Genomic DNA, 11,399 nt, shown 5'->3' with positions numbered 1-11,399 from the left:
GCGGGACCCTGTGCGGCAAGCCGCACAGGAAGCGAACGGATCCGCTGATGCGGATCCGGGCGGCGCTGACGCGCCGCCACCTGCCCCCGCTTGCGGGGGCAGTACGCCTCCCGCAAGCGGGAGGCGTCACCCGGGCTACTTGCGGCCCGGGTGCGGGACTCCGCTGCGCTCCGCCCCGAGCCGATCCCGCTCGCGGGATCGGCCGGCCGTCCGCTGCGCTCCCGGCCTCAACCACCCGGCTCCGCCGGGGCAGCAACAGCAAGAGAGGGGTGACGATGCATCACGTCTGCGACTGTGCACGGATTGGAGTTTCTTCCCCCTCCCCGGCGGGTGGTGAATGTGGCCCGCCGGGGAGGGGGAAGGAATCACGATTCACTGTGTAGAGGCTGGAATTTGCCGCCGCCTGTAGGGGCCCAGTGGGCTCCTACAGGCGGCGGGAACTCACTCCCTGATGATGAGGTAGTTCTCACCATGGACGAGTTCGGTGGTCTTGTCGCCGTAGAACTCTGCGAAGCGGACCGCTCCCATGTCGTGGAGCCAGAATTCCTCTTCCGTCACGAAGTCGCGGAGGATGGGGAATCGTTCGAGCATGACACGGGCCGCGTTGAGAAGGGCGTCGACGTGCTCCGTGCCCTCTACGACGATGACGAACGGGTCACTGGGGGAATTCCTGCACGGATTTGCCCAGTCTCCCACGAATGTGAACAGCATGTTCCCGCCCTAGATGTGGATTACCGGCGCGTCTTTGTACCCGACTCCGGGTTCGGGGGCGATGGGCTCCCCCTCGGCGTCGGTGCAGTAGGCGTTGAAGACTTCCGCCCGGTTGAGCGGTCGCGGGTCTCCGCATCCCGCCCTGATTGCCCACCCGTACACGTTCTCTTCCGCCCCGTCCGCGCTGACCGAGCGCATGACCATCCCACCGGCGTGTGCGCCGGTGACTGCAATGGCGAGTAGATGGACGAATTCGAGTGCCTGCTCGGGGTCCGCGTGGAACGTACTGCCCTGTTGCTTGAACTGGAATTCCTGCACGGCATTTCCACCAAGCACCGCAGTTACAGAGAGAAGGACATTATGTGTCCCGTCCTCCGCCTTGCTCATGAGAGTGTCGAAGATGCGGAGGGCCCGCTCTCCGTCGTCTTGGGTCGGCACACGCAGAAGATACATTCCCGCGATTTCCTTTCGGGTTGTCCTTGGGCGCGGCGGGAGGTGCCACTCCTCCCGCCGCTTTGAGGGGTGGTCTTACTTCTTGGTGCGCTGAGTCGGGATTTTCACGGCCATCAGGCTGATCGCGATGTCGAGGTGATCCGCCGTCAGGTCGATGACCTGCTGGTCGGTGAGTCCGATGGTGTTGCCGTGGCTGTCGGCACCGCCGGTGAGGACGACGTTGCCGTGGTACCACTGGTGCGGCGGGCGGTGGGCGGCGTAGACGGCGGTGGCCCATCGGTTGATCGGAGTGCCGTCGATCATGCCTTCGTCGTTCAGCCACATGTCGAGTTCCGGAGTGATCCGGACGACATCGACGGCAGTGCACTCGATGGCGCGGTACAGCGTGGGGAGGCCGCTTCCGCTGCTCGGCCAGTCCAGCACCTCGAAGGTGCTGTCCGGGCGTAGCAGAAGGGCGTGGGGGTGTTCGGTGCCCTTGGGCATGGAGGTGTCTCCTTGGGGTTGGGTGATCTTGGGTTGTTGGGTGGCTGCCACTGCCTCCCAACAAGACAACTGTACCGCATTTTGCTACCGTCAGGGTCCTGAACGGCCCCGTTTTTGCAGCTCAACCCATACGGGTGACCACCATGACGACAAGCGCGGGCGACCCGCCGGGGAGCGCAGCGGACCGGCACCAATCCGGGCCCGGCATCCCGGCCGGCCGGGGAGCACCGCGGACCGGCCTGCCGCGATGCCGGGCCCGGAGACGCTGCCGCCACCCCGAAGCGCAGCGGAGGGGCCCGACCGCTACGCCGTCCGCCGCGCCAGCGGCGGACACCCGCTAAGGGCGCGGCCTGCCGCGCCCCAACCCGCTCCGCGGGGGACAGAGATAGCCCGTGCTGCGCCCCGGCCCTCCCGTCCGAAGCGCAGCGCAGGGCCCGCCGCTGCACCGCCGCCGCGCCAGCGGCGGCCCGCCATTCGTTCGCGGCTTGCCGCGAACCGACCCGCTCCGCGGGGACAGAGAAGGGCGGTGCTGCGCCCCGGCGCGCCCGCTGATAGCCGCCGGGGGAGGTAGGGCGGCTGGGTGGGCTCGGGTGCGGCCGTGCCGACTCCTAGGGGGTGGGGGCAGGCGGACGGCGGCAAGGACGCGCTCGGGCCCACCCAGCCGCCCTACCGGAGCGCCGCCGCACCTAGGACTACGGCGGCGCTCCTGGGCGCTATGCGGGCTGCTGGAGCGTCATGTGGGCCACGTCCCGGCGGGTGCTGCGCCCTTAGTGGGCGCTGCGCCCTGGGTCTGCGTGCTGCGCCGCGGAGAGTGCGGCGAATCCGAAGAGGCTGATCAGCAGGGGCAGGCGCTGCTCGGCGCCGCCCAGCCCGGTCATCTCGCCCAGGACCTCGACCGGCTGCCCTCGTGAAGGACACCAGGGGCAGCGAGCGGAGGGGAACCAGGTTCTGGTCTATGGATGGTGGGCATCACCGCTGGTCACGGGCCACGCCTGTGGTTCTGTGGTCCATCTCTGGGAGAAGACACCGGGGTCTGGTCCGCGGTGTCGTCCGGTTATCTGGATCTGCCGCTCAGGGCCGGCCGGCGGGCGGGGTCAGCCGGACTCGGGTAGCAGTTCGGCGAGCAGGCCGCGGATGCGTCGCTCGATCTCGTCGCGGATCGGGCGGACGGCTGCGACGCCCTGTCCGGCGGGGTCGGCGAGTTTCCAGTCGAGGTAGCGCTTGCCGGGGAAGACCGGGCAGGTGTCGCCGCAGCCCATGGTGATTACCACGTCGGATGCCCGCACCGCTTCTAGGGTCAGGACCTTCGGGGTCTCGGCGGACATGTCGATGCCCGCCTCCGCCATCGCGGTGACCGCAGCCGGGTTCACGGCGTCGGCGGGCGCGGACCCGGCGGATCGGGCTTCGACGCGGCCGTGGGCGAGGTGGGTGAGGAAGGCGGCGGCCATCTGCGAACGCCCGGCGTTGTGGACGCACACGAACAGCACCGACGGCTTCGGCTTCAGGTCAGACACGGGTGGAGCCTTTCCGGGCGGCGGGCGTGGAGGTCGCGGGTGCGGGTTGGGGGAAGTAGCGGCGGGCGGCGAGAGCGACGTAGACGAGGCCGATGAGGACGGGGACCTCGATGAGGGGGCCGACGACTCCGGCGAGGGCCTGCCCGCTGGTGGCGCCGAAGGTGGCGATGGCGACCGCGATGGCGAGTTCGAAGTTGTTGCCCGCGGCGGTGAACGCCAGCGTGGTGGCGCGCGGGTAGTCCAGGCCGACGGCCCGGCCCAGGGCCATGGAGCCGGCCCACATCAGCGCGAAGTACACCAGCAGGGGCAGCGCGATCCGGGCCACGTCTAGCGGCCGGGAGGTGATGGCGTCGCCCTGGAGGGCGAAGAGGACCACGATGGTGAACAGCAGCCCGTAGAGGGCGAACGGCCCGATCCTCGGGATCAGGGTTGTCTCGTACCAGGTGCGGCCCTTGGCCTTCTCGCCCAGGCGGCGGGTGAGGAACCCGGCCAGCAGCGGGATGCCGAGGAAGATCAGCACCGAACGGGCGATCTCCCACACCGAGACGTCCAGGACGGTCTGCTCCAGGCCGAGCCAGCCGGGCAGGACGGACAGGTAGAACCAGCCCAGCGCGGCGAACGCGATGATCTGGAAGAGGGAGTTGAGGGCGACCAGGACGGCGGCGGCCTCGCGGTCGCCGCAGGCGAGATCGTTCCAGATGATGACCATGGCGATGCAGCGGGCCAGGCCGACGATGATCAGCCCGGTGCGGTACTCAGGCAGGTCCGGCAGGAAGACCCAGGCCAGGGCGAACATCAGGGCCGGGCCCAGGGTCCAGTTCAGCAGCAGCGAGGGCAGCAGAAGGCGCCGGTCGCGGGTGACGGTGTCCAGGCGGTCGTAGCGGACCTTGGCCAAGACCGGGTACATCATCACAAGCAGGCCGAGTGCGATAGGCAGCGAGACCCCGGTGACCGTGACCTTCGCCAGTACCTCCCCCAGGCCCGGCACGAGGCGGCCCAGGCCCAGTCCGGCGGCCATCGCGGCCAGGATCCACACAGCGAGGTACCGGTCGAGGAACGAGAGCCTGCCCGCTACCGGGGCGGACTCCCTCGCGGGCGGGGCGGTCACGAAACGGCCCCTGCGACAGTGGGGCGGGTGAGGATCGCGGCCAGGCGGTCGGTGGTCTCGGGCACCAGCCGGTAGTACACCCAGGTCCCACGGCGTTCGGAGTCGATCAGCCCGGCCTGCTTCAGCAGCTTCAGGTGGTGGGAGATCGTCGGCTGCGACAGCTCGAAGGCCGGGGTCAGGTCGCAGACGCAGATCTCCCCGCCGGCCGGCGAGGCGATCATCGACAGCAGCCGCAGGCGGATCGGGTCCCCCAGCGCCTTGAACACCTTCGCCAGCTCGACGGCCTGGTCATCGTCCATCGGCTCCGTGAGCAGCGTAGGGCAGCAGCCGCCCTCGTCCTGGCCGAGTACAACCAACTCTTGTTTCGACATACTTCTATGTTGACGTTCTTCGATCCAAGACGCAAGGTTGGATCGAAGAACGCGAATGCAACCCGGTGAGGGCCTCGCCAGGCCCCGTCTTCGAGGAGTCTGCCATGACCGAGCTTTCCCCCGACCTGCGCGAGACCGTCCGCCAGCGCTACGCCGCGGCCGCCGTGCAGGTCGCCGAGGGCGGCAGCGCCTGCTGCGGACCCGCCGCCATCGAGACCGACGACAACTTCGGCTCCGCCCTCTACACCGGCGCCGAGCGCGAGGACCTGCCCGCCGAAGCCGTCGCCGCCTCCCTCGGCTGCGGCAACCCCACCGCCGTCGCCGACCTGAGCGAAGGCGACCGCGTCCTGGACCTCGGCTCCGGCGGCGGCATCGACGTCCTGCTCTCCGCCCGCCGCGTCGGCCCCACCGGCAAGGCGTACGGGCTGGACATGACCGAGGAGATGCTCGCCCTGGCCCTCGCCAACCAGAAGAAGGCCGGCGCCACGAACGTCGAATTCCTCAAGGGCACCATCGAGGCCATCCCGCTGCCCGCCGCGACGATCGACGTGGTCATCTCCAACTGCGTGATCAACCTGTCCACCGACAAAGCTGCCGTCTTCGCGGAGACGTTCCGTGTTCTGGCCCCGGGCGGGCGGATCGGGATCTCCGACGTCGTCGCCGAGGACAGCCTCACCCCTGCGCAGCGGGCCGAACGCGGGGACTACGTCGGCTGCATCGCCGGAGCCCTCTCCTTCGCCGAGTACCGGCAAGGGCTTGAAGCAGCAGGGTTCACGGACATCGAGATCACCCCGACCCACCAGGTCGCCCATGGCATGCACTCCGCCATCGTCAAGGCCGCCAAGCCCCGCACCGCGCTGCCCACCGCGTCGGATGAGACGGACGGCGCGGCCGGCTGCTGCGAAAGCTGACCGGCTGCCTCAATCCGTTTTGTCATCATCGGTCGAGCCCGGCGGCGCCGGATCCCGCAGGGGCCGCAAGGCTCTCGCAGCCGAGGTGGGGCGGAGAAAGGGGACGGCGGTGGCCACTGGAATGTGGGCGACGGCGTACCGGTAGCGGTCGGTGGCGGACATGACGACCCGTCCGCTGCCCAAGGTGAACTGGATGCCGGTGAGGGTCGGCAGGGTGTCGTCCTAGCCGGCGACCGGCAGCACTCGGTGGAGCTGGCCGAAGAAGGTCTGCGCGTCCGCGATGGCCGTGGCGTGGCGGGAAGTGGAACCCGAAGCCGTTACGCGGTGACGGCTCTGATCAGTTCCGCCGCGTCGGGGGTGAGGTCGCCCGCCAGGAAGGAGCCGGCCGCACCGGGCGTCGGCTGTTGCGCCGCCGCCGCGCCGAGCGGGTGCCGGCGGGAAGCCGCGGCGCGCCACCCGGCCCGCTCGTCCCACACCAGGCCCGGCACCCCGTCCGGCGCCCCGGGCCCGTCCAAGACCACGGAGGCGACGACGACGTCGTCCGCCGGGTAGTGCAGCTCCATCTCGCGCTGCGTCGTCCAGCCCTCGGCGGCCAGGGCCTGGAGCACCGCGGCGAGGTAGTCGGCGGCGCGCCGGCCGCGCAGCACCGTCTGCGCCCGAACCGCAGCACGCCGCACCTGGCCGGCCGGATAGCCCAAGCGCTGCGCCGCCTGCTGGGGCGTCAGCTCGGGGTCGGCCTCCATCACGTCGGCCATCCGCTCGGCGCGCACCCGCAACAGCGCGTACTGCGCGGCGTCGCGGTGCACGCCCAAGGCCTGGACCACGGCGGCCGCGGAGATCGCGGCGTCTTCCTCCAGCAGCTCGGCCACCAGGGCCGGCAGCTCCTCGCGCGGAACCTGGTCTCCCGCCCCGCGGCGGCGCCCGCCCGCCGCGCACTGCCCGCCGGCCGCTCCCGACCGGCGGCTCGGCGCGAACTCCCGCACGGCGCGGCGGGGCCAGTGCTCCACTCCCCCGACCCTGACCGCAACGGAGGCGAGCTGCGGATCGCTTCGGTACTTGTCCCAGGAGCGAGGGGAGATCCCGCGCAGCGCCGCGGCCTCGTCACGGTCCAGCAGGTCCTGGTCGTCCTCCACCGCCGGCACAGCGGGCACCGGCCGGCCGGCCAGGTAGGCGTCGACCTGCTCGGCGTCGTAGAGCGGGACCCTGCCGGAGGTGACCGGCGCCGGGAACCCCTCGGCCAGGTGGCGCCGGGAGTTGCGGTACGTCTGGAGAGCCACTCCCTGCTGCTTCGCCAGATCAGCCAGCGTACGCACACCACGTCCTACACGGATCACGAGAAGAACTCCTCAGCAGCAGCAACCGAACCACTCAAGAAAACGGTATCGGCTCACCCTACCGGCCCGCCCGGCCGCTACACTCGCCACCACGAGACGCGGACCCCTCGGGGAATGTGTTCTTGGGTTGGCCGGCACCCGTGCCACCCGCTCCGGCGGACTGAGGGTGCCGGCCGTTCACGTTCACGCGTACTCGGCCGCGAAAGCCACCAGCTCCTGCCAGCCCATCACAACTGGCCTCGATAACCAGGCGGCTCAGACGACGGGCGCGAGCGAGGGGACGGCTGAGCCACCTTCGTACCTCGCCGGTCCCCCGCGCCGCGGGCGCGCCGCGAACCCGACCGAGAAAAGCGAGTGATCGGCGGAGCACCCCCGCATCGGCGGGGAGGACCAGACCACGTAGTTCACCGTGATCGTGGTGGACGGAGCACCCCCGCGTCGGCGGGGAGGACGGCCGGGGTGACGGTGCCCTGGACGGTGGTGACGGAGCACCCCCGCGTCGGCAGGGAGGACCGCCACTGCCGCATCGGCGCGGCACCGAAGACCGGAGCACCCCCGCGTCGGCGGGGAGGACGTGACCAGGGCGTGGACGTAGCCGGGTTCTAGCGGAGCACCCCCGCGTCGGCGAGGAGGACGTGACCAGGGCGTGGACGTAGCCGGGTTCTAGCGGAGCACCCCCGCGTCGGCGAGGAGGACAACTCGTACTCCAGGCCTTCGCGCTGCTCGGCCGGAGCACCCCCGCGTCGGCGGGGAGGACGGGGCGTTGACGAAGCCGCGCAGGTTGCGGGTCGGAGCACCCCCGCGTCGGCGGGGAGGACCGGGACTCGCTGTAGCCGGCGCGGGTGTAGAGCGGAGCACCCCCGCGTCGGCGGGGAGGACTCGGTGCCGGTGATGGTGCCGCCGGTGATGGTCGGAGCACCCCCGCGTCGGCGGGGAGGACGCCGATGGCGGCTTGCAGGTCCGCCTCGGTGGCGGAGCACCCCCGCGTCGGCGGGGAGGACGGCCTTTTGGCGGCCAGCAGGACGGAGTGGATCGGAGCACCCCCGCGTCGGCGGGGAGGACAGCACGACCGCCGTCGCCTGCTCCGGCAGCGGCGGAGCACCCCCGCGTCGGCGGGGAGGACCCATCCGCGGGAAGGATGCCGGCCTGGACCATCGGAGCACCCCCGCGTCGGCGGGGAGGACTCGGTGGTGCTCAGGCCTGCGTGCATGCGGACCGGAGCACCCCCGCGTCGGCGGGGAGGACTGCCCCCAGGAGTCGGCGCCCATTCGGCCTGACGGAGCACCCCCGCGTCGGCGGGGAGGACGCCTCGGCGGACGCCTCGGAGTCGGTGAGATGCGGAGCACCCCCGCGTCGGCGGGGAGGACACCCGCGTCGACAGCCCTGGGGCGTCGAGGCTCGGAGCACCCCCGCGTCGGCGGGGAGGACCCTTATCGCCCGCGCGAGGGCCGCGATTCTGTCGGAGCACCCCCGCGTCGGCGGGGAGGACAGCCTCACCGGGTACCGGGCGGCCATGGCCGCCGGAGCACCCCCGCGTCGGCGGGGAGGACACGCCCCTCCTGGCTACGGCCGGGAGGGGCGTCGGAGCACCCCCGCGTCGGCGGGGAGGACCCAGGCGGCGGGGATGGCGCCGGGGTCGATGCCGGAGCACCCCCGCGTCGGCGGGGAGGACCCGCGCGACCTCCGCCAGGGCCTCCGCCTGCGCGGAGCACCCCCGCGTCGGCGGGGAGGACCACGCTTTCCAGCCCTGCGAGGCGTAGATCAACGGAGCACCCCCGCGTCGGCGGGGAGGACGACGTCATCGAAGCTCTCGCCGGCCCGGAAGACGGAGCACCCCCGCGTCGGCGGGGAGGACGACGACATCGCCCGGGGCGATGTTCGACAGTGCGGAGCACCCCCGCGTCGGCGGGGAGGACAGTGCCGGGGTGGGGCCCGCCGGAGACGACGACGGAGCACCCCCGCGTCGGCGGGGAGGACGAGATGCAGTGCTGCTCCCATGGTCAGGCCGCCGGAGCACCCCCGCGTCGGCGGGGAGGACAAGCGGCGGCAACCGCAGATAGCTCTCCCCGTCGGAGCACCCCCGCGTCGGCGGGGAGGACGGCTTGCCCGACCCCGGCGTCGAACCGTCCGGCGGAGCACCCCCGCGTCGGCGGGGAGGACAATTCGCGGAGCGAATTCCGCTTCTAAGGCGGCGGAGCACCCCCGCGTCGGCGGGGAGGACGAGGGCGTGGATCGCACGGCGCAGCGCGGTCTCGGAGCACCCCCGCGTCGGCGGGGAGGACTCTTGTTGACCTGCGGCTTCAGGAGCCCTTTACACTTCCTTTGCCTTCGGTGCGCCGGCCATGCGAATGAGTGTCAGCCCGTCGAAGTCGACGGGTAGTCTCCGGCGGGTGCCGGCGGTGCGGATGGCGTAGCCCTGCTCTGTGGGGGCCGGGTGGATGAGGAGTGCTGCTCCGTTGCCGACGGTTTCGGTGACGGCGCGCCAGAGTTCGTCTCGGACGCGGGCGGAGACGCTGCCGACGAAGATGCCGGGGGTGACTTCGCTGGTCCATCGGCTGAGGGCGCCTCTGAGGTGGTCGGGGACGGCGGTGGTGGCGATGACGACCATGGAGGGCATCAGTCGCTCCCGGTGGCGTAGTTGACGCCGGCGGGCAGTGCGCCTGTCTTGGGGTCCCAGAGATGGACCATGTGCACGTCTCGGCGCTCAGTGGGTTCGTCGTCGGTCTCGTCGTCGCCGGGTTGCCCGTCTGAGGTGGCTGCGGGTGGGGTGAGGAGGGTTTGTACGTCGCGGACGATGCGTGGGAGGAGGCGTAGGAGTCGGAGGTCTTCGCGGAAGCGGCGGCGGGCTTCTTGCTCGGGGTTGGTGGAGTTGTGCAGGGCGAAGGCGAGGGGCAGGGTTGTTTCGGCCTTGTAGAGGTCGGCGATGTCGTAGACGAAGGCGTGTTGGGTGCCGGCGTGGACGAAGCCGAGGGCTGGGGAGAGGCCGAGGGCGAGCAGGGCTGCGTGGACGATGCCGTAGAGGCAGGTGTTGGCGGCTGAGAGGGCCAGGTTGACGGGGTCTTGGGTGTCCCATTGGTCGGGGCGGTAGTTGCGGCGGAAGCGGCCGATGCCGTGTTGCTGGGCGAGGATCTTGTAGAAGGCCTTCATGCGCTGGCCTTCCATGCCGCGCAGCTGGTCGAGGTTCACGGTGGCCGGCAGGTCTGCGTCCTGGAACCGCTTGGTGTACATGCGGACGGCGACGTGAAGGCGGCGCTCGGGGTCGCTCCAGCAGGTGACCTGCTGTTCGAGCCAGTGGGTGGTGAGGGAGTCGGGGAGGATTCCTGCGTAGGCGCGGACGCCGCCCGATCCGGTGCAGATGACGCTGGTTCCGTGGCGGGCGAGGGTGGCGAGGGCCGGGGTGGTGATGGAGACGCCGGGGCCCAGGAGCAGGCAGGACAGGGCGGCGGTGGGGAGGTAGACGAGGTCGGTGCGGTGGGCGTCGACCTGGATCTGCGCGCAGACTCCGGTGTCGTCTTGGACGACGCGGACCATGTCGAGGTAGAGGAAGCTGAGGGAGTCCGCGACGCGGGGCAGCATGGCCAGGGTGGGGGCGGCCAGTCGCCTGCGCGCCTCGCCGCCCCGTCGTGGTGCGCTCACGCGGTTGCCGCGGGGGCGAGGCTGAGGAGACCGGCGCCGTAGGGCTTGCCGCGGCCGATGCCGCCGGTGATGGCGTCGCGCAGGGCGTGGGGGTCGGTGACGGTGGCGGTGCCGTCGTAGCGTGTGAGGCTGTGCCGCATGGCGGAGGCGCCGGGTCCGCGGGGGCGGGCTGGTTCGGTGGCGGTGGGGGTGAGGATGTGGAGGTCGAGGCCGGCTTGGGCGGCTCGGCGCAGCCACCATTGGTCGGCGTCGGGGCCGGTGAGTGGCAGGACGCGTCCCCTTTTGCCCTTCTCTTGGAGGGGGAGGCGCTCGCGTTTGGTGGGGCTGAGGACGATGCGGTAGCGGACTGCGAGTCCTTTGCGCAGGGCGGTGAACATGGGGCCGAGGCTTTTGGTCTCGCAGGTGCCGTAGCCGTGGGGTAGGCGGGTGGGGTCGAGGTGGGTGGCTTGGACGAGGAGGGTGGTGGTGGTGTCGGTTTCGTCCAGGCGGTAGAGGAGGCCGGCTTGGCGGCGGGGTGCGTCGCCGAGGTCGTCGGGGGCCAGGCGCATGACGGTGCGGTGCATCTGGGTGGGGTCGCGCAGGTCGCGGTGGACGTCGCGGCTGTGGGGGTTGAGGTGGATGCGGGCGAGCTGGGGGTGGTCGTTCATGCGTTTTCCTGGCCGTGGGCGTAGTCGATCAGGCGCTGGATGAGGGTGTGCGGGGGGCCTGCGAGGTGGTGGGGCAGGGGTTCGACGGTGCGGTGCAGGAGGCGGCCGGTGTGGGCGCGGTGGTGGGGGTGGAAGCTCACCGGCACGTCGTTGACCTCGATGACGTCGATGCCGGTGGCCGGCTCGGGTGCGCCGGTTGCGCTGTGCGGGGTGTTGTGGGGGGGCGGGGGG

11 protein-coding genes, 1 pseudogene and 1 CRISPR repeat array are annotated in these 11,399 nt (G+C 71.3%); of the genes and pseudogenes, 1 reads left to right on the top strand and 11 read right to left on the bottom strand.

Going from position 1 to position 11,399, the window contains the following annotated elements; all coding sequences use genetic code 11:
• Positions 1-441: 441 nt before the first annotated feature.
• The 6 genes from C6N75_RS11775 to C6N75_RS11750 all read right to left on the bottom strand — a co-directional run bounded on the left by C6N75_RS11775 (position 442) and on the right by C6N75_RS11750 (position 4,640).
• Positions 442-711 carry a hypothetical protein gene (locus C6N75_RS11775; RefSeq protein WP_105868821.1) on the bottom strand — a complete coding sequence of 90 codons (270 nt, stop codon included), beginning with the start codon at positions 709-711 and terminating at the stop codon, positions 442-444.
• Positions 712-720: 9 nt separating this feature from the next.
• Positions 721-1,164 carry a hypothetical protein gene (locus C6N75_RS11770; protein ID WP_105868820.1) on the bottom strand — a complete coding sequence of 148 codons (444 nt, stop codon included), beginning with the start codon at positions 1,162-1,164 and terminating at the stop codon, positions 721-723.
• Positions 1,165-1,239: 75 nt separating this feature from the next.
• Positions 1,240-1,647 (bottom strand): DUF3846 domain-containing protein, encoded by a 408-nt coding sequence (locus C6N75_RS11765; RefSeq protein WP_105868819.1) that lies wholly within the window; start codon positions 1,645-1,647, stop codon positions 1,240-1,242.
• 1,094 nt (positions 1,648-2,741) lie between these two features.
• Complete coding sequence (locus C6N75_RS11760) at positions 2,742-3,161, bottom strand: arsenate reductase ArsC (RefSeq protein WP_258177363.1); 420 nt, start codon at positions 3,159-3,161, stop codon at positions 2,742-2,744.
• A complete protein-coding gene (gene arsB / locus C6N75_RS11755; protein WP_105868818.1) occupies positions 3,154-4,269 on the bottom strand; it encodes an ACR3 family arsenite efflux transporter in 1,116 nt (371 codons plus the stop codon). Before arsB ends, C6N75_RS11760 begins: the two co-directional genes overlap by 8 nt.
• Positions 4,266-4,640 (bottom strand): ArsR/SmtB family transcription factor, encoded by a 375-nt coding sequence (locus C6N75_RS11750; protein WP_105868817.1) that lies wholly within the window; start codon positions 4,638-4,640, stop codon positions 4,266-4,268. The genes arsB and C6N75_RS11750 overlap by 4 nt, the downstream gene beginning before the upstream one ends.
• 104 nt (positions 4,641-4,744) lie before the next feature.
• Between C6N75_RS11750 and arsM the strand changes: the two genes are divergently transcribed.
• Complete coding sequence (arsM, locus tag C6N75_RS11745) at positions 4,745-5,551, top strand: arsenite methyltransferase (protein ID WP_105868816.1); 807 nt, start codon at positions 4,745-4,747, stop codon at positions 5,549-5,551.
• Positions 5,552-5,868: 317 nt separating this feature from the next.
• Here arsM and C6N75_RS31075 read toward each other — a convergent pair whose 3' ends face one another.
• The 5 genes and pseudogenes from C6N75_RS31075 to C6N75_RS30650 all read right to left on the bottom strand — a co-directional run.
• Positions 5,869-6,864 (bottom strand): DUF6292 family protein, encoded by a 996-nt coding sequence (locus tag C6N75_RS31075; protein ID WP_258177362.1) that lies wholly within the window; start codon positions 6,862-6,864, stop codon positions 5,869-5,871.
• A gap of 383 nt (positions 6,865-7,247) precedes the next feature.
• A CRISPR array of direct repeats spans positions 7,248-9,167; the repeat unit is 29 nt; unit sequence CGGAGCACCCCCGCGTCGGCGGGGAGGAC.
• Between the two features lie 29 nt (positions 9,168-9,196).
• Positions 9,197-9,502 carry a type I-E CRISPR-associated endoribonuclease Cas2e gene (cas2e, locus tag C6N75_RS11735; RefSeq protein WP_105868815.1) on the bottom strand — a complete coding sequence of 102 codons (306 nt, stop codon included), beginning with the start codon at positions 9,500-9,502 and terminating at the stop codon, positions 9,197-9,199.
• Entirely contained in the window at positions 9,502-10,461 is a 960-nt protein-coding gene (gene cas1e, locus C6N75_RS11730; protein WP_105868814.1) for a type I-E CRISPR-associated endonuclease Cas1e, read from the bottom strand. The genes cas2e and cas1e overlap by 1 nt, the downstream gene beginning before the upstream one ends.
• Positions 10,462-10,517: 56 nt before the next feature.
• A complete protein-coding gene (gene cas6e / locus C6N75_RS11725) occupies positions 10,518-11,168 on the bottom strand; it encodes a type I-E CRISPR-associated protein Cas6/Cse3/CasE (RefSeq protein ID WP_105868813.1) in 651 nt (216 codons plus the stop codon).
• A pseudogene (locus C6N75_RS30650) lies at positions 11,165-11,399 on the bottom strand (type I-E CRISPR-associated protein Cas5/CasD); the annotation flags it as partial. The gene cas6e and the pseudogene C6N75_RS30650, both read right to left, overlap by 4 nt.

This window comes from Streptomyces solincola (assembly GCF_002982015.1).
Classification (GTDB): domain Bacteria; phylum Actinomycetota; class Actinomycetes; order Streptomycetales; family Streptomycetaceae; genus Streptomyces; species Streptomyces solincola.
This window is presented reverse-complemented; position numbering and strand designations above follow the sequence as displayed.

Bases quoted from the DNA above. Each gene is read 5' to 3' on its own strand.
- C6N75_RS11775 (WP_105868821.1), bottom strand. From the start codon at position 711: ATGCTGTTCACATTCGTGGGAGACTGGGCAAATCCGTGCAGGAATTCC.
- C6N75_RS11770 (WP_105868820.1), bottom strand. From the start codon at position 1,164: ATGTATCTTCTGCGTGTGCCGACCCAAGACGACGGAGAGCGGGCCCTC.
- C6N75_RS11765 (WP_105868819.1), bottom strand. From the start codon at position 1,647: ATGCCCAAGGGCACCGAACACCCCCACGCCCTTCTGCTACGCCCGGAC.
- C6N75_RS11750 (WP_105868817.1), bottom strand. From the start codon at position 4,640: ATGTCGAAACAAGAGTTGGTTGTACTCGGCCAGGACGAGGGCGGCTGC.
- arsM (WP_105868816.1), top strand. From the start codon at position 4,745: ATGACCGAGCTTTCCCCCGACCTGCGCGAGACCGTCCGCCAGCGCTAC.
- cas2e (WP_105868815.1), bottom strand. From the start codon at position 9,502: ATGCCCTCCATGGTCGTCATCGCCACCACCGCCGTCCCCGACCACCTC.
- cas1e (WP_105868814.1), bottom strand. From the start codon at position 10,461: ATGCTGCCCCGCGTCGCGGACTCCCTCAGCTTCCTCTACCTCGACATG.
- cas6e (WP_105868813.1), bottom strand. From the start codon at position 11,168: ATGAACGACCACCCCCAGCTCGCCCGCATCCACCTCAACCCCCACAGC.